20 protein-coding genes are annotated in these 21636 nt (G+C 48.9%); 5 read left to right on the top strand and 15 right to left on the bottom strand.

From position 1 onward, the window contains the following. Positions 1-10: 10 nt before the first annotated feature. The 9 genes from CWE09_RS00225 to fabB all read right to left on the bottom strand — a co-directional run bounded on the left by CWE09_RS00225 (position 11) and on the right by fabB (position 9748). Entirely contained in the window at positions 11-502 is a 492-nt protein-coding gene (locus tag CWE09_RS00225) for a CvpA family protein (RefSeq protein WP_126803873.1), read from the bottom strand. A gap of 5 nt (positions 503-507) precedes the next feature. After that, a complete protein-coding gene (locus CWE09_RS00220) occupies positions 508-1074 on the bottom strand; it encodes an SPOR domain-containing protein (protein ID WP_157982779.1) in 567 nt (188 codons plus the stop codon). Positions 1075-1078: 4 nt separating this feature from the next. After that, positions 1079-2329: a bifunctional tetrahydrofolate synthase/dihydrofolate synthase gene (folC, locus tag CWE09_RS00215; RefSeq protein ID WP_198679560.1), complete on the bottom strand. Its 1251-nt coding sequence runs from the start codon at positions 2327-2329 to the stop codon at positions 1079-1081. Then, complete coding sequence (gene accD / locus CWE09_RS00210; RefSeq protein WP_126801904.1) at positions 2326-3210, bottom strand: acetyl-CoA carboxylase, carboxyltransferase subunit beta; 885 nt, start codon at positions 3208-3210, stop codon at positions 2326-2328. The genes folC and accD overlap by 4 nt, the downstream gene beginning before the upstream one ends. Positions 3211-3287: 77 nt before the next feature. Continuing rightward, a complete protein-coding gene (gene truA / locus CWE09_RS00205; RefSeq protein ID WP_126801903.1) occupies positions 3288-4079 on the bottom strand; it encodes a tRNA pseudouridine(38-40) synthase TruA in 792 nt (263 codons plus the stop codon). Between the two features lie 71 nt (positions 4080-4150). Further along, a complete protein-coding gene (locus tag CWE09_RS00200) occupies positions 4151-6142 on the bottom strand; it encodes a FimV/HubP family polar landmark protein (RefSeq protein ID WP_126801902.1) in 1992 nt (663 codons plus the stop codon). A gap of 139 nt (positions 6143-6281) precedes the next feature. Then, positions 6282-7298, bottom strand: coding sequence for an aspartate-semialdehyde dehydrogenase (locus tag CWE09_RS00195; RefSeq protein WP_126801901.1), 1017 nt, complete (start codon positions 7296-7298; stop codon positions 6282-6284). Positions 7299-7316: 18 nt separating this feature from the next. Next, positions 7317-8444, bottom strand: a complete 1128-nt coding sequence (locus CWE09_RS00190) for a 4-phosphoerythronate dehydrogenase (protein WP_198679559.1) — start codon at positions 8442-8444, stop codon at positions 7317-7319. An 89-nt stretch (positions 8445-8533) separates the two neighbouring features. After that, positions 8534-9748: a beta-ketoacyl-ACP synthase I gene (fabB, locus tag CWE09_RS00185; RefSeq protein WP_126801899.1), complete on the bottom strand. Its 1215-nt coding sequence runs from the start codon at positions 9746-9748 to the stop codon at positions 8534-8536. Positions 9749-9901: 153 nt separating this feature from the next. Between fabB and mnmC the strand changes: the two genes are divergently transcribed. Beyond that, positions 9902-11815, top strand: a complete 1914-nt coding sequence (gene mnmC / locus CWE09_RS00180; protein ID WP_126801898.1) for a bifunctional tRNA (5-methylaminomethyl-2-thiouridine)(34)-methyltransferase MnmC2/FAD-dependent 5-carboxymethylaminomethyl-2-thiouridine(34) oxidoreductase MnmC1 — start codon at positions 9902-9904, stop codon at positions 11813-11815. Here mnmC and CWE09_RS00175 read toward each other — a convergent pair whose 3' ends face one another. Further along, positions 11816-12106 carry a YfcL family protein gene (locus CWE09_RS00175; RefSeq protein WP_126801897.1) on the bottom strand — a complete coding sequence of 97 codons (291 nt, stop codon included), beginning with the start codon at positions 12104-12106 and terminating at the stop codon, positions 11816-11818. Positions 12107-12254: 148 nt separating this feature from the next. Here CWE09_RS00175 and fldB point away from each other — a divergent pair, with 148 nt between their 5' ends. Then, on the top strand, positions 12255-12779 hold the full coding sequence (fldB, locus tag CWE09_RS00170) for a flavodoxin FldB (protein ID WP_198679558.1): 525 nt from the start codon (positions 12255-12257) through the stop codon (positions 12777-12779). Here fldB and CWE09_RS00165 read toward each other — a convergent pair. The 3 genes from CWE09_RS00165 to CWE09_RS00155 are packed head-to-tail and all read right to left on the bottom strand — an operon-like array spanning position 12776 to position 15471. After that, positions 12776-13189, bottom strand: coding sequence for an HIT domain-containing protein (locus CWE09_RS00165; RefSeq protein ID WP_126801896.1), 414 nt, complete (start codon positions 13187-13189; stop codon positions 12776-12778). The genes fldB and CWE09_RS00165 overlap by 4 nt on opposite strands. 16 nt (positions 13190-13205) lie before the next feature. Further along, on the bottom strand, positions 13206-13775 hold the full coding sequence (locus CWE09_RS00160; protein WP_126801895.1) for an outer membrane beta-barrel protein: 570 nt from the start codon (positions 13773-13775) through the stop codon (positions 13206-13208). Between the two features lie 16 nt (positions 13776-13791). After that, the gene (locus CWE09_RS00155; protein WP_126801894.1) at positions 13792-15471 is read right to left on the bottom strand and encodes a M28 family metallopeptidase; all 1680 of its coding nucleotides are present in this window, start codon (positions 15469-15471) and stop codon (positions 13792-13794) included. 155 nt (positions 15472-15626) lie between these two features. Between CWE09_RS00155 and CWE09_RS00150 the strand changes: the two genes are divergently transcribed. From CWE09_RS00150 to CWE09_RS00140, 3 genes are all read left to right on the top strand, one after another. Beyond that, complete coding sequence (locus tag CWE09_RS00150) at positions 15627-17795, top strand: TonB-dependent receptor (RefSeq protein ID WP_126801893.1); 2169 nt, start codon at positions 15627-15629, stop codon at positions 17793-17795. A gap of 128 nt (positions 17796-17923) precedes the next feature. Then, a complete protein-coding gene (locus tag CWE09_RS00145) occupies positions 17924-18322 on the top strand; it encodes an acyl-CoA thioesterase (RefSeq protein WP_126801892.1) in 399 nt (132 codons plus the stop codon). A 75-nt stretch (positions 18323-18397) separates the two neighbouring features. Continuing rightward, the gene (locus CWE09_RS00140) at positions 18398-18682 is read left to right on the top strand and encodes a hypothetical protein (RefSeq protein ID WP_126801891.1); all 285 of its coding nucleotides are present in this window, start codon (positions 18398-18400) and stop codon (positions 18680-18682) included. On the opposite strand, the gene CWE09_RS00135 is transcribed toward CWE09_RS00140, so the two are convergent. Both CWE09_RS00135 and cysS read right to left on the bottom strand, forming a co-directional pair. After that, positions 18670-20208, bottom strand: a complete 1539-nt coding sequence (locus tag CWE09_RS00135; protein WP_126801890.1) for a M17 family metallopeptidase — start codon at positions 20206-20208, stop codon at positions 18670-18672. The two genes, CWE09_RS00140 and CWE09_RS00135, sit on opposite strands and share 13 nt — an antisense overlap. 36 nt (positions 20209-20244) lie before the next feature. Further along, positions 20245-21636: a cysteine--tRNA ligase gene (gene cysS, locus CWE09_RS00130; protein ID WP_126801889.1), complete on the bottom strand. Its 1392-nt coding sequence runs from the start codon at positions 21634-21636 to the stop codon at positions 20245-20247.

Raw genomic sequence — 21636 nt, 5'->3', positions numbered from 1 at the left:
TAAATCCTCGTTAATCGTCTTGCTGTAAAAAACTGGATGAATTTTCCAGATAACTGAAAAACCATTCAATATAAATTCCAAAATGGGGGATAAGTAGCGACTTCCGCCACCAGGTTTCCTCTGGTAACGCGGTAAAAGAATCCGCAAAAAAGAGTAATGCACTGACCACCAATACTCCTCTTAAACCACCAAAGACCAGTCCTAAGACCCGGTCCGTGCCTGACAACCCGGTTTTCAGTACAAGCAGGCCTAAGATGTAATTGAGAATAGCCCCTACTATCAGGGTTATCACAAACAAAATGGCAATGGCGGTAGCATTGCGGAACATATCATCTTCAATTCGGGTTAGAAAAGCGGCCAGATCCAGATAAAAATGGCTGGCAATGAAAAAAGCCCCTATCCATACCGCTAAGGACATAGCTTCTTTCACAAAACCACGAGCAAGGCTTATCAGTGCCGAAAGCACGATAATTCCTATAATAAGAAAGTCGATCCATAGCATCAAAATTATTCCGGTGTCGGCTGGTAACGTACAACCTGACCTTCGAGTCCAGTTATTTCCTGCAGTTCCGTTAATTGTGCACGCAAGGCTTCAGCATCCAAATCCGGACCCACTAATAATATATTGAGTTCGCCACTCTGATTTCGGGTTGAACGACTGTAAGCACTAAAACCGGCTTCCTGCAGCTCTTCTACCAAACGATTAACGTTTTCAGCATTGCGAAATGCGCCTAAACGAATAACCCAGGCCGGAGCCCCGTTACTCTCGTCTGCCTGCGGCAGCCTGCCAGCTACCGGCTCCCGGGGAGAACTGAATTCTTCCGGCTCAGCAGATTCTTCATCAACAGCAGTAAGCGCTTCTTCTGCTGGTTCAGCAGCTGCTATCTGTTGTTCAAAGTCTTCAGGAAATTGGGCGCGTTGTTGCTCTGTGCTCAGCTCGGGACGCAAAGGAATGGTTTCCAGCTCATCATCGCGCTGAATCTTGTTACCATCCAGTAGATCTGGTAAAAATATAACGGCCAGAGCTACAATAATAACAGTGCCTACAATGCGATTCTGTAATGGACTTGCCACCAGCCTAGCCCTCCACTTCGTAGATTGCCTGGATCGTTAAAAAGGAGCCAAAGCATAACACGATATCGCCTTCTTCGGCATCTGATAACGCATTTTGATAAGCCTCTGCAACACTCTCAAAGCTTTTTTTACACTTACTTTCCAATTCGTCTGCCAGTTGCGCCGCAGTGTTTCCTCTGGGGCCAGGTAAAGTCGCCAGATACCAGTTACTGACCAATGGGGTAAGCGGAGCCAGAGTGTTTTTCATATCTTTATCACAAAGCATGCCGCAAACCGCGCGAATAGCACGGCCTGGCCAGCGCTGCTGTAACTGCCTGGCTAAATATTCGGCCGCATGAGGATTATGCGCAACATCCAGAATTCGCATGGGGAGGCCTGATAACACCTGCATACGACCAGGCAGCTGAGCTGTTGATAAACCCAGTTCAATAGCGCCCCGTTCTGGCGGCTGCGCCAAAAATCCCAGGCAAGCCAGCGCGGCTGCTGCACTTGGCAGTGGTAATACGGGTATTGGTAATTGCTTCAGGGCAAGTTGCGAACTTGCAAAGTCCCAGCCTGAACCTGTCAGTTCATAATGATAATCGCGATTCAGACAGTATAGCGAAGCTTTAATATCAGTTGCGTGTTGCAAAAGTCGTTGAGGCGGCTCAGGATCAGCGCAAATAGCAGGTTTGCCGGGGCGATAAATACCTGCTTTTTCAAAACCAATCTGTTCTCTGTCGTCGCCCAGAAATGCTACATGATCGATGCCTACGCTAGTGACTATGGCTATATCAGGATCGACAATATTAACCGCATCCAGACGTCCGCCCAGTCCTACTTCAAGAATGACAACATCTAGTTTAGCTGCTTTTAGCAGTTGCAAAGCAGCCAGAGTGCCGTATTCAAAATACGTCAGAGACGCATCACCACGGGCCGCTTCGACAACGGCAAAAGCGTCACAATGCTGCTTATCGCTAAGTTCTGCTCCGGCAACGCGAACACGTTCGTTATAGTGGAGAAAATGGGGGGAAGTATAGCTGCCAGCTTGATAACCCGCCGCTAGCAGAATTTGCTCCAGAATGCGCACTGTGGAGCCTTTACCGTTTGTACCAGCAACCGTTATCACCAACGGAGCTGGTCGCAGAACGTCGAGCGTAGCAGCCACCTGGCTGATACGCTCTAATCCAAGATCTATGCTTTTATAATGCTGAGCTTCCAGATACTGCAACCAGTCATGCAGTGAGCGACCGGAGCTATCTGACGTTGTACTCACAGCTCAGCGTCACTTTCCTGTGTATCCAGATTCGGACTATCGAGCGCCTGGAACTTAGCCAGTAAACCGGCGATACGGTCACGCATTTCGCGACGATCCACGATCATATCAATAGCACCATGCTCAAGCAGGAACTCACTACGCTGAAAACCTTTTGGTAGAGTTTCACGTACAGTTTGCTCAATAACCCGCGGCCCGGCAAAACCAATCAACGCCTGAGGCTCACCGATATTAATATCGCCCAGCATAGCCAGACTGGCTGACACGCCACCCATCGTAGGATCCGTCAAGACCGAAATATAGGGCAAACCTTCTTCGCTCATACGAGCCAAAGCTGCCGAAGTCTTAGCCATCTGCATCAACGACAACAAAGCTTCCTGCATGCGGGCACCACCAGAGGCTGAAAAACAGACTAGTGGAATTTTATGTTCAATACAGACTTCAGCCGCCTGCACAAAGCGAGCCCCTACTACCGACGCCATAGAACCACCCATAAAGGCGAATTCAAAAGCGACAGTAACAACAGGCACACCTTTTACTTTGCCACGCATAGCGACCAGAGCATCTTTTTCACCCGTCGCTTTTTGTGCTGCCGCAATGCGATCTTTGTATTTCTTCGAATCACGAAACTTAAGCACGTCCTGCGGCTCAAGATCAGCACCAATCTCTACCTGTTCGCCTTTGTCCAGAAAAGCATCCAGACGCTCACGGGCTGACAGCCGCATATGATGGCCGCACTTTGGACATACTGACAAATTACGTTCTAAATCCGCGCGATATAAAATAGATTCACAGCCCTGGCACTTACTCCAGACACCTTCAGGAATATTTCGGCGTTTGTTCGCTTGCGGTTTAGCAAGAATCTTCTCAATCCAGCTCATAACGTGCTTAACCTTAAATACTTAATTCTGCCGCAATTAAACCATAACTAAGACTTTATTTGCAGCAAAAAGTGGTCTTAGTTGTGCGTATTCAGAAACAAAGGGCCCATGGGCCAGCGTGGTAACGCAAATTTTTCAGGATAACTAACGTCGACAAGGTACAAACCATGCGGTTTTGCTGTCGCGGCAGCCAGTTTACGGTCTTTGCCTGCGAGTAGCTCGCTCAGCCAGTCAGGTTGTTGCTCTTTCTTACCTATCACTATCAGAGAGCCCACAATATTACGCACCATGTGGTGTAAAAATGCGTTTGCCTTAACTTCTATAACGATATAATAGCCCATACGCGTAACCGATATTTCCTGTACATTCCGAAACGGCGTATTCGCCTGGCAATGAGCAGCTCTGAAAGCACTAAAGTCGTGCTCGCCTAATAAGGCGGGCGCAGCCGCCTGCATAACTTCCACATCCAGAGCATGGTAGCTGTGGGTAACACCAAAAGGGAAAATACCCGGGCGGGTTGGACTGTCGTAGATAATATAGCGATAACGACGCGCTGAGGCGCTGAAGCGTGCATCAAAGTCAGCATCCACTTCATGCATCCAGCGCACTGAAATATCGGACGGCAGATTACTATTCACGCCAATGGTCCAGGCAGGTTCTGCACGCTGGCAGTCCACATCAAAGTGCACTACCTGCCCTGTGGCATGCACACCTGCGTCGGTTCGGCCGGCGCAGATTACGTCCACGGGATGATTCGCAATCTGGCTCAGCGCTTTTTCGAGTTTGCCCTGCACTGTTGGCATGCCTTGCTGACGCTGCCAGCCATGATAATTTTGCCCACTATATTCGATACCTAACGCAATACGCATTACCACCGCCCACCTGTTAACTATGCATTATTGCCTGATGGGCGCACATTATACGTAAATTACACAGGCTTTCAGCTATCAATACGTTTTAACAGCTCCTGCGCTTCCTGTAGCAGCTCTCCTTCCGCTTCTTCAATCACGGCCTGGATAGTTTCCCGGGCTTCTTCTGTTTCTTCCATTTCCAGGTAAGCTCTGGCCAAATCTAGCTGAGCAGCCAGGTTATCTTCCTCGTCAGCCTGACGTGAACTTTCATCGTCATCATCGTCGGCTTCATCATCTGCCTCCGGTTCACTCTCATCTGCATCATTCAGAATGTCATCAATATCGATAAAGTCTTCAGCATCTTCGGCTTTATTTTCGGCAGAAACCTCTTCTGTTTCTGCCGTTGAATCTTCCTCATCGTCCGCCGAAAAATCTAGCTCTTCACCCGCTTCGAGATCCTCAGCTTCTTCATCCTCAGGGGTTTCCGGCTCCTGTGCCGCTTCGCCCGGATCTTTTTCTTTGTCTTCTGTAACCACACTGTCAGACTGAGCTAGCAATGAATTAATATCATCGTCATCAATGTCATCATCGTCCTCTTCCATGCCAAACTCACTAAGCATGGCATCAAAGTCCATTTCGTCATCGCCAGTTTCGTCATCAGCATCTTCTTCGTCATTCGCAAAAAGCTCTGCAGGACTGGGTTCTTCCTCTTCCGGCTGTTCTTCTGCCGGACTTTCAGGTTCCGTGACCGTATCGTCATCTGCGTCTACGGTTTCTGGTTCCGCTGACGCGGCTGCAGGCGTTTCGCCGTCATCTTCTTCCGCATCGCCCGCATTTAACAGGTTATCAAGTTCAGACTGACTAATTTCATTTTCATCGCTTTCTTCTTCGGAACTGTCCGCTTTATCAATGTCATCGTCATCCAGTGAATCAAAGCTTTCCAGATCCAGATCATCAGTATCATCATCCAGCTGGATACCGTCATCTTCATCTTCCTCCGGCACTAACATCTCATCTTCCAGTGCCGACAAATCATCACCGTCATCGTCGTCATCAAGCTGGTCAAAGTCGGCCATCGCATCATCCAGCTCAAAATCATCGTCACTATCATCCGATACCAGCTCATCGTCTGCGGTGCCTGCAGCTCCAGCAGTGCCACTATTCGCGCGACCGCTTTTAGCGACAACTGCAGCACCCGCTGTGGCAGGCTGACGACGACGTAATAACAATGTAGCGCCTATGATCATCAGCAATGCCGGCAAGAAAGCCAGAATAGCCAGCATCACCGGATTCGCCAGTAAACGGTCAACCAGCGTTTCTTCTTCGGCAACCGCACGGGTTGCTTCCTGCTCCAGGCGCAGTTCTTCCTGCTGTTCTAAAATAGTACGTAGCTGGCTTTGAAATTCCTGCTCATTAACCATGCTTCGCTGAATTTCACTCAGGGTCTGAGCAATACCGTCTACCCGTTCACGTAGTTCTTCGTTCTCTCGATAAACTCTTTCTGTGCTTTCAATAGAATTGCGCATCCGCTCACGTAATTCCGCAAACTCACTGGCGTATTCAGAGCGCACTTCACCAATAGCCTGTTCCGCACCGCTACGCGCCTGGCTTAAAATTTCCTGCTGCCGTTGCTGAGCCTGTTGGGTTTGCTGCTCCGACTGCCGTAATTGCTGAGAGCTGCTTTGCAGGCGCTCCCCTAATTCAATCTGGCGACGTGCTGCTTCCGGATTTATCATCTGAATTTCCTGCAGACTCGGCAAGCGCAGAAAATAACCAGTTTCCATTTCATTCGGATTAGTTGTTGGGAAAGCCTGTGGGTTGGCCTGCATTATCGCGGCCATAGTTTGTTGCACACTAACACTGGAATGAGGTCGGTAAGTATTAGCTATACTCCAAAGTGTATCGTTGCGGGTAATGGGCCCATAATTCTCTTGTCCCTGGCGCACATCCCGTTGCTCAGAACCTTCAGCTCCACGAATAATAATGGAATCAGCCTGCGCTAATACAGACGTTGGCCAGGCAATAATTCCCAGTACTGCTGCTACCAATAAAAGTCGTGACCGCATCCACCCACTCTTCATAATATTTCCTACACCGCTTATTTTTGTTTTAATTATTGCCCGGGCTTCAGGTTCGACAGGCGTGCCGGGCAGACTCTCACTATAAACCAGCAAGGCTTTCCAATCTATAACGGCACGCCGTCAATTTTCTTAAACCAGATTACCAGTAGTCACGCAGTAAAACTTCACCAATCTGCACACTATTAGTAGCTGCACCTTTGCGGATATTGTCACCTACAACCCACAGATTAATGCCATCCGGGTGGGTGATATCATTACGTACCCGGCCCACAAACACTTCATCGTTGCCGGCAGAGTCGCCTACCTGAGTCGGGAAGTCTTCCGCTTCTGCCATCAATTTGACGCCTTCGGCGTCACGTAACAACGCTTTAACCTGTTCTGCATCAATAGGTTGCCGGGTTTCCAGGTGAATAGCTTCGGCGTGGCCAAAGAATACCGGTACCCGCACAGCCGTAGCATTCACCCGAATACTGTCATCAGCAAATATCTTCTGCGTTTCCCAGACCATTTTCATCTCTTCTTTGGTGTAGTCGTTATCCAAAAATACATCGATTTGAGGAATGCAGTTAAAAGCTATCTGCCGGCTAAAAGCTTCAATAGTAGGTTGTTTACCATTAAGTAACTCAGCAGTCTGTTTAGCCAGTTCTTCCATGGCTTTGGCGCCAGAACCTGAGACCGACTGATAGGTAGCCACGTTTATGCGCTCAATACCCACCGCATCATGAATAGGTTTTAAAGCAACCAGCATCTGAATCGTAGAACAGTTCGGATTGGCAATGATGTTACGCACACGAAAGTCAGCCAGCGCATGCGCATTAACTTCCGGTACCACTAATGGAATCTCAGGGTCATATCTGAAGTGCGACGTATTATCAATCACCACACAACCTGCTTCAGCCGCTAATGGAGCGTATTTTTCAGAAACACTGCCTCCGGCAGAGAAAAAAGCAATATCTACTGTGCTCCAGTCAAAGTGTTCGACATCTTCCACAGTAAGACTTTCACCTCGAAAATCGACTTCGCTACCAGCCGACCGGCTGCTGGCCAGAGGTATCAGCTTGCTGACTGGAAATTTACGTTCTTCCAGACACTCAATGATTTGTTTGCCAACCAGGCCGGAGGCCCCCAGAACTGCTACATTGACTGATAATGACATTCACTTTCCTCTCAAAAATTACAAATTAAAACCTAATTGCTGCAAACGTTCTCGTTCATCGTCCGACAACCTGTCGCATTCGAGGTGCCGGCTCATCAGCTCATAACGGGGAGGATATTCTTTGCGTAAAGCATCAAACCCTTGAGCATCAACGCCCCGTTCACGCATCTTTCTATCATCCCGCCAGATAGGGTAGTTTTCTAACGCCCAATGCGCCAACTGTTGTTGGTTCAATGTCGAATCACAATGCCAGCTTTCTGCACGCAGGTCAGGCATCAGCTTTTGCCAGTCAGGCGCTGCCTGTTGCCAGGCGAAATAACGGCTGCAGGCCTGATATAACATCTGCGTAGCACGCACTTTACCATTCAGGCTGTATCCTGCAATATGGGGAGTAGCAATAGCTACTTTTTCCAACAATGGCTGCAGTATCTGCGGCTCCCCTTCCCATACATCCAGAATCAGCCACAGCGGTTTTTCCTGCTGCCGCTGCAATAACGCCTGATTATTGATAACCGCACCACGACTGGCATTAATCAAGACCTGCGAACTACCTAACTGAGCCAGTTCCTTATGCGCCAGCAGATGCCTGGTTTTATAACGGCCATTATTCTGCAGGGGCACATGCAAACTAATAACGTCCGCCTGCAACACTTCCGCCCAGGTCATATACGATGCCGCCTGCTTGCCTTGCTCCTGCAAGGGGGGATCATAGTATCCTACCTGCATTCCCAAAGCACTCAACCGCTTGCCAGTGGCAATCCCGGTATTACCGGCGCCCACGATAGCCACCCGACGACCAGCCAGTTGCCAGCTTTGTTGCTCAGCCAGTGCCAGAAGCGCCGTCAATACATATTCACCAACCGAGTCAGCATTAGCACCAGGGGCACTGGCAAAACCTATACCCCGCTGCTGCAATGCCTCCATATCAACATGTTCAGTACCTATGGTCGCGGTACCGACAAATTTGAGCTTAGAAGCTTGCTGCAAAAGCTGCTGATTAACCTGAGTGACTGAACGTACTAATAATACTTCAGTCTCTGCCAGGTCCTGGATACTGGGCTGGCGTCCTGAAAACACGGTGACCCTTCCCTGCACATTAAAAGCCTCATGCGCCAGCGGAATATTCTCATCCACCAGAAAATTCATTACCCCTGCTCCATTCTGAACGGCCTGCCTGAACTGCATAAAAAAGGGCGGCCAGAGCCACCCTTTTACTATACAAAATTTTTGCTTTATTAACTCTGGTATTTACGAAATACCAGACTGGCGTTTGTACCGCCAAAACCAAAGCTGTTAGACATCACCAGATTAAGTTCAGTCTCTTTCATCTCACGGATAATCTGCATACCTGCAGCCTGCTCATCCAGCTCGTCAATGTTAATGGACGGTGCAACAAAACCATCACGCATCATCAACAAGGAGAAGATAGCTTCATGCACACCAGCAGCACCCAATGAATGACCTGTCATCGCTTTAGTTGCACTGAGCATCGGCGTATTATCACCGAATACCGCACGAATAGCTTCGAGCTCTTTTACATCGCCGACCGGAGTACTGGTACCGTGGGTATTTACATAATCCACTTCAGCATCCAGATCACGCATCGCCATTTTCATGCAGCGTACAGCCCCTTCACCAGATGGCGCCACCATGTCATAACCATCAGAGGTCGCGCCATAACCGACTATTTCGCCATAAATTTTGGCGCCACGAGCCAACGCGGTCTCCAGTTCTTCAACTACCAGCATGCCGCCACCGCCGGCCGGCACAAAACCGTCACGAGCAGAATCATACGTACGGGATGCTTTTTCTGGCTGGTCGTTGTATTTAGTGCTCAAGGCACCCATAGCATCAAATTCCATACCCAGGGTCCAGTGTAGCTCTTCACCACCACCGGCAAAAACACGATCCTGTTTACCCAGTTGGATTAACTCCAGCGCATGGCCAATGCAATGGGCGCTGGTAGCACAGGCAGAACTGATAGAATAATTCACACCTTTAATCTTTTTCGGCGTAGCCAGGCAAGCAGAAGTAGAAGATGCCATGCATCGCGGTACCATATAAGGGCCGACTTTCTTAACTCCACGCTCACGCAACAGATCGGCGGCACCCACCTGATGTTCACCGGAAGCTCCACCCGAACCGACAACTAAGCCTGTCATTTCATTTGAAACTTCATCTTCAGTCAGGTTAGCATCTGCGATCGCCTGCTCCAGAGCAATATAAGCGTATGCGGCTGCATCGCCCATAAAGCGCAGCGCTTTACGATCAATTAATTCTTTCGTATTGAGTTTAACTTCACCCCATACCTGGCAGCGTAAGCCCATTTCGGCGAAGCTTTCAGAGCGGGTAATGCCTGAACGACCATTACGTAAAGAATCTAAAACTTCTTGCTGATTGTTGCCGATACTTGATACCACACCAAGCCCGGTAATGACTGCACGTCTCATCTGTTTTGTGTCCTATCTTGCAATTTGCCGCTATCATAGCGCGTTATCGGGTAAACGAAAATGGTCAGTTGAGTGGTCAGCTTTGCCAGACACTCAAGAGTAAACTTTTGTTACCATAATACTTCCAGTCTGACAGCAGTGAGTTACAAAGGCGTGAAATATAGTATTGAACCAGCAAGAGTCCACTTTAATCAGCATGGTATGCCTGTATCTGACGCCTTCGACGATATCTATTATAGTAACGAAGATGGTCTTGCAGAAAGCACTTACGTCTTTTTACAACAGAATAATTTAGCCAGTCGTTTTCAGCACTGGCAGACAGACACGCCTTTTATTATCGCCGAAACCGGCTTTGGCACTGGCCTTAATTTTCTACTCGCCATGCAGCTCTTTTTACAACAAGCGCCCAGTCAGGCGCGTTTGCACTTTGTCAGCTTCGAGCGTTTCCCATTAACCCGCGATGATTTACAAAAAGCCCTTAGTCAATGGCCACAATTGGCAGAATATTGCGGGCAACTCATTGCTCAGTATCCCCCCTTAGTTAGCGGCTGCCACCGAATGTCGCTAGAGGGGCAGCGCGTAACTCTGGACTTACATTTTGGCGACGTGCTCGATAGCTTGCCTGATTGGCAACAAGCTCATAAGGACAGCGTCAATGCCTGGTTTCTGGATGGTTTTGCGCCGGCTAAGAATCCCCAAATGTGGCAGCCAGAGCTCTATCAGGCCATGGCCAGAAGCGCAGCTGCGGACTGTACTTTAGCAACTTTCACCGCCGTCGGCGCCGTACGCAGAGGGTTACAGGACTCAGGTTTTACTGTGCGCAAAGTAAAAGGTTTTGGCAGCAAAAGAGATATGCTGGCTGGCCATAAACTGGCACCTGCCGCCCCCCGTCATCGCAAAAAGCAGCGCATAGCTATTGTTGGTGCAGGCATTGCTGGCGCCTGCCTGGCTCACCGTTTATCGCGAGAGAACACTGAGCTACACGTTTTTTGTGCTGACTCACAACCAGCGATGGCCGCATCAGGCAATGCCCAGGGCGCTGTTTATCCGCTGCTTCATGCCGACTTCACCACCAGCAGTGCACTATATGCGCAAGCTTTTGTTTACGCCTCTCAGTATTATCAACAGCACAATGCCGCAAACTTTCATACCAGCGGAGTGCTGCAGCTTGCCTTTAATCCGGCACAACTGGAACGGCAGCAAAAAATCATCAGCCGTAAACATTATCCAGAACAACTGGTATGCGCCGTAGATGCTGAGCATGCCAGTCAATACGCTGGTATTTCCCTTACCCAGCAGGGACTTTATTATCCAGTTGGCGGCTGGTTACAGCCCGCTCAGGTAGTCCGGCAGTTGCTCCAGAAATCAGCGGCCAGGCTGCACCTGAACGCTAAAGTAACGGATATCCAGCAAACAAAGCAGGGCTGGCAGTTAACCACAGCGACTGAAACACTGCAGGTTGATCAGCTGGTGCTGGCTAATGGCCATGAACTTGCGAAACTTGATAAACAGCTTAATTCAGCAACCTCAGGGTTACTCGATGTGCGTCCGGTGCGAGGCCAGATAACCCGGGTTGCTTCCAATAATGCTCTCTCTGCATTAAAAACAGTAGTGTGTCATAAAGGTTATGTGACCCCAGCCCAGAACGGAACTCACTGTATTGGCGCCAGCTTTGCTAAGGAACAAGTCGAGCAGCCTGCCCGTAGTCAGGATGATAAGGAGAATCTGCGCCTGCTGACTGAATACGTACCCTCGGCCCAGGCTGATTCCCTGGAAATCCTTGACCAACGCGCCAGTATTCGGGCAACGACAGCCGACCACTTACCGCTGGTAGGCGCTATGCCTCGCTTTTTAGCAGGTAAAGATGCGGGCCGACAGATAACCCACTGGCAAGGATTATGGGTATTGGGAGGCCTGGGTTCACGCGGTTTTACCAGCGCTCCCTGGTGTGCTGAATTACTCTCGGCGCAGATAATGCAGCACACTAAACCATCAGGCCACGACCTTGAGCAGGCGCTACAGCCGGATCGCTTTGCGCGTCGCAAGCTGGTCCGGGGCCAGCTTTAATTAAGAAGACGTTGCCGCGCGCTGCTGCAATTTTTGGTAAAGGTTTTTGACATGAGTCTGATCAGCCGGGGTCAATTCATGACTGGCGTTATCAATAGCCTGCTCCAGAGCTGGCCATAAAGCCTCAGTCTCGCTTTCCCCAGCCAGGATTAAACGTGCCGCGACCAGGTCAAAATGGCCGCGTAAATAACCGCTGGCAAATAGTTCGTCATCATTACCATCGACGATGGCTTCATCAAACACAGGATCCAGCCTATCAATAAGCTCAACCAGATTATTGCCAGATGGCATGCGTCTCTCCACTAACGGATATAAATAAGAGGCCGAATTATAAAGCTTCTGTAGCTAATGTCTAACCCCACTTTGGCGCTGACTCGGGCCACTAAAGTCTGTTAAACTAACACCACGTTCTGATAATGCCTCAACAAGGATTCTGCCCATGAGTTTGAGCATTGGTTTATTCTACGGTTCTACTACCTGCTACACCGAAATTGCAGCTGAAAAAATTCGTGACTGCCTTGGCTCTGATATTATTCAACTGCATGATATAAAAGAAGTACCGCTCAGTAAAACCGCCGAATATGACATTCTTATTTTTGGAATTTCCACCTGGGATTTCGGTGAGCTACAGGAAGACTGGGAAAGCCACTGGGAGGAAGTTGCAGGGCTGGACCTCAGCGGTAAAACTATTGCTTTATTTGGTATGGGCGACCAGAACGGTTATGCCGAGTGGTTTCAGGACGCTCTGGGCATGCTGCATGACGCTATCGCCGATGACAGTATTCAACGTATAGGTTTATGGCCCAACCAGGGCTATGACTTTATTGCCTCTAAAGCTTTAATTAACGATGACAAGGACTTTGTTGGCCTGGCACTTGATGAAGATTGTCAGTATGAGTTGAGTGACCAGCGTATTGAAGACTGGTGCACTCAGATTATGACCGAAATAGCCGAACAGGATTAGATACCCAGTTGCGCAGACAGTAATTGTATACGTTGCTGTGCCTGCTCTTCTTCATAAGGCTGCGCCTGATGTTTACCCCAGATCGGCCCCGGCCAGGCCAGGTCGTTGGTGTAGCGCACTATATGGTGTAGATGCAATTGCGGCACCATGTTACCCAGTGCCGCCAGATTAAGCTTATCGCCATCAAACAGACGCATCAGCGCTTCGCTCAACTGCCTGGATTCGCGCCATAACTGCGCTTCATCGACTTCGCTTAGCTGATAGATTTCAGTAACATCAACACGCCGGGGAACCAGAATAAACCAGGGGTATTGAGCATCATTCATCATTAACAGAGTACACAACGGTAACTCGGCCACCCGGTAACAGTCACTATCTAAACGCGGATCCAATTGAAACTCTGCAGCCATACCTTTCCCCTGCTAACTAAAAATAGTACAACAGGCTCAGCGTCTGTTGCCGCTCACCCGAAGTCAGTGCTCTGAAACTTATTGAAAATGCCAGATGCTCCAAAACCAGATACTCAGCATTCACGCCCATAGTCAGACTATTCTCACGTGCCCGCTGAGAAGGGATCTGCTGCCCTTCATCAGCAGGATTGCGGAATCCGCGATGCATATAACCAAACGACGGCTTTAATGAAAAATAAGCGTTCTGCTGGAACCGATACCCCAGGTCGATGCGGGCGCCGTAAGTACGGCCAAAAAAGTTTTCAGTTTCCGGTTCGCCATCCTCATCTACACCGGTTTCGCGCCGATGACGCAGCTGACTACCTCGACTCAGGGCGGCTTCCACAAACCAGTTATCAGACCGCTGATAAACAAGCCCAGCACCTATTTCATTAAACTTACTTTCGGTATTAAGATCTTCACTGAGCGGTATATCACTGTAGTGAGATTGCATGCCACTGACAAAAGCTCCCCAACCGTCAGTTGCCTGAACCGGTAAGGCAGGCAGTGCCAGTGCCAGTGCCGCAAACAAATAAAGCAAACGCATGCTTAGTCAACTCCCTTTAGTGGCGGGGACTATTTTCATCACCGCCAAAAATAGTACCGAAATAGCTGTCAGGCAACCACTCAGGGCGCTTGTCTTCGTTGGCAATTTCATCGCCAATAGCGAAGTTTATCTGCGCAAAGAGAGCACCGAAATCATAGCGAATACCACCATAAACTTCAGTTAATGTCGCCACGTCATCGGTTGGACGATGATACTGCTCTGCGAAAAACTGTCCCCAGACTTCGCCACCCTCTTCATCTTCATCCTGAGAAGTAAAGCCAGTCATTAAAAATACCGCCGGAATACCACGGGTCACCAGCATATAGTGATCTGAACGAGTAAAAATGGCTTGTTCAGGCATAGGATCCGGACTTGATTTAATGTCATAACGAGCAGCCGCACGTTCTACGACATCTCCCAGTGTAGAATGCGTAGCACCAAAAGCTACTACATCGGCAAATGGATACAGCAGTACTGGCATATCGAGATTTACGTTTGCTACCATCTGGCTAACTGGAACCGGTGGGTTTTCAGCAAAATAGTCCGCGCCTAAAAGGCCTTTTTCTTCACCTGTCAACGCCACAAACATCACAGAACGTCTCGGTCCGTTACCGTTGGCGGCTGCTTCAGCGAACATACGAGCGGTTTCCAGCATCACAGCAACACCAGAAGCATTGTCCAAAGCGCCGTTATTAACCTTATTGTCGCTGCTCATATCCTGAGCCAGTCCCAGGTGATCGGAATGCGCCGTATACACTACATATTCATCAGCCAGCTCAGGATCAGAACCTGGCAATACTGCAATTACATTCGGACTTTTCATCTCCTGATGCACAGACTCACGAGTTAAGGTGGCACTGACGGGCAACGCAAAACCAGTCGGGCTCTCGCCCGCTTCAAGCTGTGCCAGAATATTCTGCAGACTCTGTTCAGAATTTTCAAACAAAGGCTCCGCGGCTTCGTAGTGCAAATAAGCACCGCCTTGCAGGTTATCAAAAGCACCAAACACACTACCGTCTTCTTTTAACCAACGCATACTGGGTGCATTCTGATACATCAATGAGACTTCAAAAGGACGAACTTCCTCTCGCTCCGGAGTATGCAGGGTAATAACACCTACCGCCCCGCGCTCTGCAGCCAGTTCCGTTTTAATGCGATTCAGGTGAGCGGCGGCTTCACTCGGCAAATCCGCTGGGCGGCCTGTAAGCATAACCACAATTTTACCGTCCACATCGAGATCGGCGTAATCATCAAGTCCAAAACTTTCTGATACTAAGCCATACCCGACAAATACCAGTTCGGCCTGGACCGACTGCTCTTTATGAGTCGCACTAGGGCCTGAGAAAAATGCCTTGGGGTAAGCAATTTCAATATCATCGCCATTAGTATGCAGCGTAAAAGTCGGACTGTTTGGCACTAAACGAGTCTGCCGCGCAGGCATCCACTGATAATAGCCATCTTCACCGTACGCTTCTAACCCCAGAGCTTTGTAATTAGCAGCTATATATGCAGATGCAATTTCATGGCCCCGACTTCCGGTATCACGCCCCTCCAGTAGATCATCTGCCAGGAACTCAAGATGCGCCTGAATAGCACCTGCGCGCGCCTGGGGTTCTGCCGGTGTTGTTGAAGCAGACCCGCAGGCCAGTAGGGAGAAACTTAAGGCAATGCCTGCCAGCATAGTGAACTTTGTCATAAACAACCTTTGTGAATAAAAAGAATAAGTTACTAGTTATATATAAAGTGTACCTTGTTCTATCAGCGACCACCATATCAGCTTGCCTTGAGGCTTCTCGTCGTGTAATGTTATATTATTACAAACACAATCCACCAAGGTGAGAGTAGTTAGTTATGAAATTGCAGAAACGTCCCTTGTCACTACTGATTCCCGCATTTTTAATATCCGGTGTTACCTTCGCTCAGGACGAACATTTAGAACTAGAGCGCATTCTGGTTACCGCCAGTCCGTTAGAGCGTACCGCGATTGAGTCAGCGCAACCTATTTATGTACTTTCTGGTGATTTCTTACGCCAGTCTCAGGCGCCAACCCTGGGTGAAACCTTACGAGATTTACCCGGTGTGCAGAGCTCTTACTACAGTCCTACCGCCAGCAGTCCGGTAATCCGTGGACTGGATGGTCCTCGTGTGCGTATTCTACAAAATGGTCTGGATGTCGGCGATGTATCCCGCGGCGGGCCTGACCATGCGGTGACTACCGAAACCAGTACCGCACGTCAAATTGAAGTACTTCGTGGCCCGGCCACTTTGTTATATGGAAGTGGTGCCAGCGGCGGTATTGTGAACGTGGTCGATAACCGCGTTCCACGTGAACCTATAATTGGAACTGAAGGCCATGTTGAAGCCGGCGTAGCCGGAGCTGCTAACGAGCGATATGGCTCAGCTTCCCTGCAGCAAGGCACAGAAAACTTTGCCTTTCATATTGATGGTTTTAAACGTAACGCTGATGACTACCGCGTTCCGACTTTTACCGACCCTGATGGTGATCGGGCACAAACGATTGAAAACAGCTTTACCGAAGATCAGGGCGCTACAGTAGGTGCCAGTTATCTTTTTGACCGTGGTTTCGTGGGTGCCTCTTATGGCCGTCTGGAACGTAGCTATGGTATTCCAGGTCACTCACATGACCACGGTGATGATCACGATCATGACCACGGCCATGATCATGGCGATGACGAACATAGTGATGCAGGGATTTATGCAGATAGTGTACAAGATCGCTTTCAGGTGCTCGGACGAGTAGAGCAACCTTTTGCCGGATTTCAAAGTTTAGATTTTAACCTGGGTTATACCGAACTTACCCATGAAGAGCTGGAAGACGAATTTGTTGAATCCGGTTTTGGTCTTGAGCAGTTTGAATTACGCGTCACTGGCCGTCATAACGAAATATGGGGCTGGTCAGGTGCCACAGGCGTCCAGTTTAAACATCAGGATTATACATCTTACGGAGTCGAAGCCTTCACCCCTGACTCTGAGACAGAACTGGCAGGCTTGTTCTGGGTAGGCGAACGTCGAATGGGCGATATCACCTATGAACTAGGTGGCCGTATCGAGTATGTGGAAATTGATACACACGGACTGGAAACCCTGAGCTACCGTCCAATCAGCTTATCAACTGGTGCCACCTACCGTTACACCCCTGAACTACAGTTCTCTGCCAGTTTAAGCTACAGCGAGCGCGCTCCTCAAGCTGCCGAGCTGTTTTCTAACGGTGCTCATTTTGCCACCCGAACTTATGATTTAGGCGGCATTTACAATATTGAAAGCGTAGGCGACGACCACGACCATGATCATGACCACGAAGAATACCAGGTAGTGCTGGCTTCACAAGGTCTGCAAAAAGAAGCAGCAACCAATATCGACCTGGGTGTGCATTATGACGGTGAACGTTTTCACTTTGATGCCAACGTGTTTTATAACCAGATTGATGACTTTATTTACGCTAGAAATCTTGGGTTCACCAGTGGACAGCTTGATGGTGATGCCGGTTTAGGTGGTCACGATGATCACGATCATGACCACGCTCACGATCATGATGACAGCGGCCTGCCTGTTTATCAGTACGTGCAACAAGATGCTGACCTTTATGGTTATGAGATAAGCGGTCATTATTACCTGACTGAACACTGGCGCATTGGTGGTTTTTCTGACTACACCAGAGCTAAGTTCAGTGGCGATGCCGGCAATGTTCCTCGCATACCAGCGCAACGCACCGGCCTTAACCTGCGCTACACTGAGAGCAACTGGGATGCCACTCTGGGCTACACTCAGTACTGGGCTCAGAACGATATTGCCGAAGGTGAAGTCGGAACTGATTCTTTTGGTATGCTAAATGCCTACCTTAACTTTTATCCGCAAACCACCGGCGGTCAGAACCTTGCTGTCTATCTGAAAGCCGAAAATATCAATAATCGTTTAGGTTTTGTGCACAACTCTTTCATCAGAGATTATGCCCCTATGCCAGGTATGAACATTGGTGCGGGTATAAGACTTACATTCTAAATAAGTTATCGAATAACAAAGCCGACCCTTTCGAGGTCGGCTTTTTTGTATGTGACTTTTATTTGCCGGTCTGAAGCCCCATATCAGTTATAATAATCAATAATTAATCTAAGTAAGGGAGCAATAATATGCGCTTTTTATCTCGCCGGCTGGTAATGCCAAACGATCTTAACTTTGCGGGATCGCTTTTTGGTGGACGAATTCTGGAGTGGATAGACGAAGAAGCTTACATTTTTGCCAGCTGCCAGTTAGACGCCAAAAGCCTGGTAACCAAACACATAGGTGCGATTAGTTTTGAAGCCTCAGCGTTTCAGGGCGACGTGGTTGAATTCGGTCTGGCGATTAAAAGCGTGGGCCGCACTTCGCTGACCGTTACCTGTGTGGTACGTAACAAAGGTACCAAGCAAAATATATGCGTGGCCGATGACATTGTCTTTGTGCATATCGATGCTGAAAGCCGTTCGTCAACACCCCATGGTAAAACAAAAGCTGAACTGGATAGTATTAAGCTCGAAGCTCCAGAATAATTTTTCCGCCACTCCTCATTTTGTGAAATTAACTGTCTAAGCTTAGGGTAAAAATTTCACTTAATGAGGCACATCATGAACACCTTCAAAGTTGCTATGCAGGGCGCTCTGCTTATTCTACTGAGCTGCCTGTTAGTAGCCTGTAGCAATCCTAACGTCACCCGCGCAAACTACCATATGATAGGTATTGGAATGCACCTTAGTGAAGTGACTCAAATCCTGGGCGAACCCGACTGGTGCGACGCACCACGTCGCCCCAACGAGTGTCGCTGGGGCGATGAAGAAAAAAACATTGAGGTTGTTTTTGTAGCACGCCGGGTTGTCGACAAACGCGCTACCGGTTTAGGTCACACCAGATAACGGCCGGCAAAAGCCAGTACTGGCGTGGCGGAGGGCTTGCCGTGCTGCCAGTCACCGGTGTCTACACCGCTGCCGGCTATATCAATATGAGTATAAGGCAGTGGTTTTTCACTATTAGCACCGTGTTTATCCAGCCCTGAGGATATTGTCAAAAAGGCCATTGGAAACTGATGACCACGTTTGGTCGTTGCCGAAGGCCCATTATTTGACGACAGAACATCATCCGCTTTCGTATGCCCGCGCACAAAATCAAAGTCTTCACGACGGCTTGGCGACAATTCAGTAGGATCAGCCCAGCTCTCACTAGCCTGCATCAGATGCGCCGTAGCACCGCTAAGCTGCGCACTCGCATTAGGCACCAGTGCTGTATACGGGCCTTTGCTTAAGGCAGCATGCCCCGTCAGCGTAGCCACCGTGAACAGACTGGGTTTAACTGCCTTAATCGCTTCTTCGCGCAAATGTGACAAGCAATCTGCCATTACCAGCCGCCCTTCTGCGTCGGTGTTACCTATACGTACCCGCACACCCGCGTGACTGGTAATAATTTCATCAGAAACAAAAGCATCACTACCAATACTGTTACGAACCGCACCCAGTTCAGCGACTACTTTCAGGTTTTCAGGATTCAGTTCGGCGACTGCTTTGACAAAACCAGCAACACCTGCGGCTCCACCTTTGTCACGGCTCATACCCGCCATGTGACCGCCGGTTTTAAGATCAGCGCCACCGGTATCATAAGTAATAGCTTTACCTACCATAAACAGCGTTTCATCAATGTCACCACTACCGGTGTATTCCAGGCGGATAACACAGGGCCGTTGGCGAGGCGTTGAAAATGAAGCCCGACCCACAGCTGCCAGTAGCGGATACTCATGTTCAAGCTGCATGCGGTCTTCAATGACACTGACTTTAACCGCCGTATTGGCAAAAATATTTTTACAGTATTCCGCGAAACGCATGGGCGCCATACGCTCAGGCTCGGTTCCACAGAGATCCCGAGCGGCCCGGCGGCCGCTTTCAACAGCGTTTAACCACTGGCTATTTAATTCATCCGCAATAAAAGCGACATCGGTAACAGGTTCTATCTTTTCATCGCCAAAATGCTCACAGGCTTCCAGTGGTTCATAAAGCTCCTGACAAAAACCAAAGAAACTAACCGCAATGGCATTATTAAATGCCTCATTCGCTGGTATGTCCTGTACCCAGATAACAGGTCGTGTGGAGCCTGCCTCAACGGCCAGACGTGCAGCCTGTCGCGCGGCATCATAATAACGACGCACGTCATCGTAATCTTCCTGCAGACTGCCAACAGGGGCTAAAATTAACCGCTTGCCCGGAACTGACTCGCTGATCAGAAGCTGGGTACTGTTAGCCAGCCGTTGGTCACTTTGCTTAGCCTGCTCTACTTCCTGCGCCAGCTTTTCCGGCAACTGGGCAAAACTATTGCCAATAACAATCAGGGCATCCCAGTCTGAATTATTCACCGCATCAAAAGATGTCAGATGATGTACTTGTGGCGTCGCCATAAAGGCTCCTCCCAATTAAAAAGTTATAAGAATTTATTATTGTCGGCGCCAGCGCGTTCCCTGAGCACCATCTTCCAGAACAATGCCCATATCAGTTAACGCATCGCGGGCTGCATCGGCAGCCGCCCAGTCTTTTTCTGTTCGCGCGCGATTGCGCTCGGTAATCAAAGCTTCGATACGCTGCACATCAATGTCTTCGGAACTGGCTCCGGCCTCCTGTAAAAACTGCTCTGCCGGTTGCTGTAAAATACCCAGCACATCGCCATATTCAGTGAGTAGCCCTGCCAGCTGAGCAGCTACATCGGCACTATTTTCACGCTGACGGTTAATCTCCCGGGCCACATCAAACAACACAGACATGGCTTCTGGCACGTTAAAGTCGTCATTCAGAGCGTCTTTAAAGCGCCGGTCAAAGGTTTCTCGTATCTCCGCTTTCGGAGTTACCGCCTGAATATCACGCAAGGCGGTGTACAAACGCTCCAAAGCAGAACGGGCCTGATTCAGATGATCTTCAGAGTAGTTCAGTTGGCTGCGATAATGACCGGAAAGAAGGAAAAAACGCACACTTTCGGCGTCATACTGCTTAAGTACTTCACGGATGGTGAAAAAATTACCCAGGGATTTCGACATTTTCTCTTCGTTCACCTGCACCATGCCGCTATGCATCCAGTAATTGACATACGGGGTGTCATGAGCGCAGCAGGATTGGGCCACTTCATTTTCATGATGAGGAAACATCAAATCAGAGCCTCCACCATGAATATCAAAGTGCTTGCCCAGGTGCTTACCATTCATTGCGGAACATTCAATATGCCAGCCTGGACGGCCTTTGCCCCAGGGCGAGTCCCAGCTCGGTTCATCCGTTTTTGCATGTTTCCAGAGCACAAAGTCCAGCGGGTTCTGTTTATCGTTATCTACCGAAACTCTTGAACCTGCCTGCAGTTGTTCAAGGTTCTGACCACTTAACTGGCCATAATTTTTAAAACTGGACACATCAAATAAAACATCGCCATTATCCTGTACGTAGGCATGTTTCTTTGCCACCAGATTTTCAATCAGCTCAATAATTTCCGGCATATGCGTGGTCACCCGAGGCTCAATATCAGGTTCCGTCAGATTCAATGCGGCAAAATCTTCATGCATGTATTGCGCAAAACGTTGGGTTAAATCATCAATATCTTCATTATTCTCAGCCGCTCGCTGGATAATTTTGTCATCAACATCGGTAATATTACGTACAAAGATTACCTCGTAACCTAAATAGCGCAGATAACGCACAACAACATCAAAGGCAACATAGGTGCGGGCATGGCCAATATGGCAGTAGTCATAAATAGTTACACCACAGACATAAAGCTTTACCTGACCCGGGATTAAGGGCTGAAACGCTTCCTTTTGTCGCGTTAACGAATTATAAAGCTTTAGCAT

Origin of the sequence: Aliidiomarina minuta (assembly GCF_003987145.1) — a bacterium.
GTDB classification, from domain to species: Bacteria; Pseudomonadota; Gammaproteobacteria; order Enterobacterales; family Alteromonadaceae; genus Aliidiomarina; species Aliidiomarina minuta.
The sequence above is the reverse complement of the archived record's forward strand: the minus strand, read 5'-3'. Positions and strand labels throughout refer to the sequence as shown.

What these genes read in the sequence shown, in the direction of transcription:
- cysS (WP_126801889.1), bottom strand. Translation starts at nt 21,636, where the DNA reads ATGCTAAAGCTTTATAATTCGTTAACGCGACAAAAGGAAGCGTTTCAG.
- CWE09_RS00200 (WP_126801902.1), bottom strand. Translation starts at nt 6,142, where the DNA reads ATGAAGAGTGGGTGGATGCGGTCACGACTTTTATTGGTAGCAGCAGTA.
- CWE09_RS00175 (WP_126801897.1), bottom strand. Translation starts at nt 12,106, where the DNA reads ATGCCATCTGGCAATAATCTGGTTGAGCTTATTGATAGGCTGGATCCT.
- CWE09_RS00140 (WP_126801891.1), top strand. Translation starts at nt 18,398, where the DNA reads ATGAACACCTTCAAAGTTGCTATGCAGGGCGCTCTGCTTATTCTACTG.
- fabB (WP_126801899.1), bottom strand. Translation starts at nt 9,748, where the DNA reads ATGAGACGTGCAGTCATTACCGGGCTTGGTGTGGTATCAAGTATCGGC.
- CWE09_RS00150 (WP_126801893.1), top strand. Translation starts at nt 15,627, where the DNA reads ATGAAATTGCAGAAACGTCCCTTGTCACTACTGATTCCCGCATTTTTA.
- accD (WP_126801904.1), bottom strand. Translation starts at nt 3,210, where the DNA reads ATGAGCTGGATTGAGAAGATTCTTGCTAAACCGCAAGCGAACAAACGC.
- fldB (WP_198679558.1), top strand. Translation starts at nt 12,255, where the DNA reads ATGAGTTTGAGCATTGGTTTATTCTACGGTTCTACTACCTGCTACACC.
- CWE09_RS00225 (WP_126803873.1), bottom strand. Translation starts at nt 502, where the DNA reads ATGCTATGGATCGACTTTCTTATTATAGGAATTATCGTGCTTTCGGCA.
- CWE09_RS00190 (WP_198679559.1), bottom strand. Translation starts at nt 8,444, where the DNA reads ATGAATTTTCTGGTGGATGAGAATATTCCGCTGGCGCATGAGGCTTTT.
- CWE09_RS00160 (WP_126801895.1), bottom strand. Translation starts at nt 13,775, where the DNA reads ATGCGTTTGCTTTATTTGTTTGCGGCACTGGCACTGGCACTGCCTGCC.
- CWE09_RS00195 (WP_126801901.1), bottom strand. Translation starts at nt 7,298, where the DNA reads ATGTCATTATCAGTCAATGTAGCAGTTCTGGGGGCCTCCGGCCTGGTT.
- truA (WP_126801903.1), bottom strand. Translation starts at nt 4,079, where the DNA reads ATGCGTATTGCGTTAGGTATCGAATATAGTGGGCAAAATTATCATGGC.
- CWE09_RS00155 (WP_126801894.1), bottom strand. Translation starts at nt 15,471, where the DNA reads ATGACAAAGTTCACTATGCTGGCAGGCATTGCCTTAAGTTTCTCCCTA.
- CWE09_RS00135 (WP_126801890.1), bottom strand. Translation starts at nt 20,208, where the DNA reads ATGGCGACGCCACAAGTACATCATCTGACATCTTTTGATGCGGTGAAT.
- CWE09_RS00165 (WP_126801896.1), bottom strand. Translation starts at nt 13,189, where the DNA reads ATGGCTGCAGAGTTTCAATTGGATCCGCGTTTAGATAGTGACTGTTAC.
- CWE09_RS00145 (WP_126801892.1), top strand. Translation starts at nt 17,924, where the DNA reads ATGCGCTTTTTATCTCGCCGGCTGGTAATGCCAAACGATCTTAACTTT.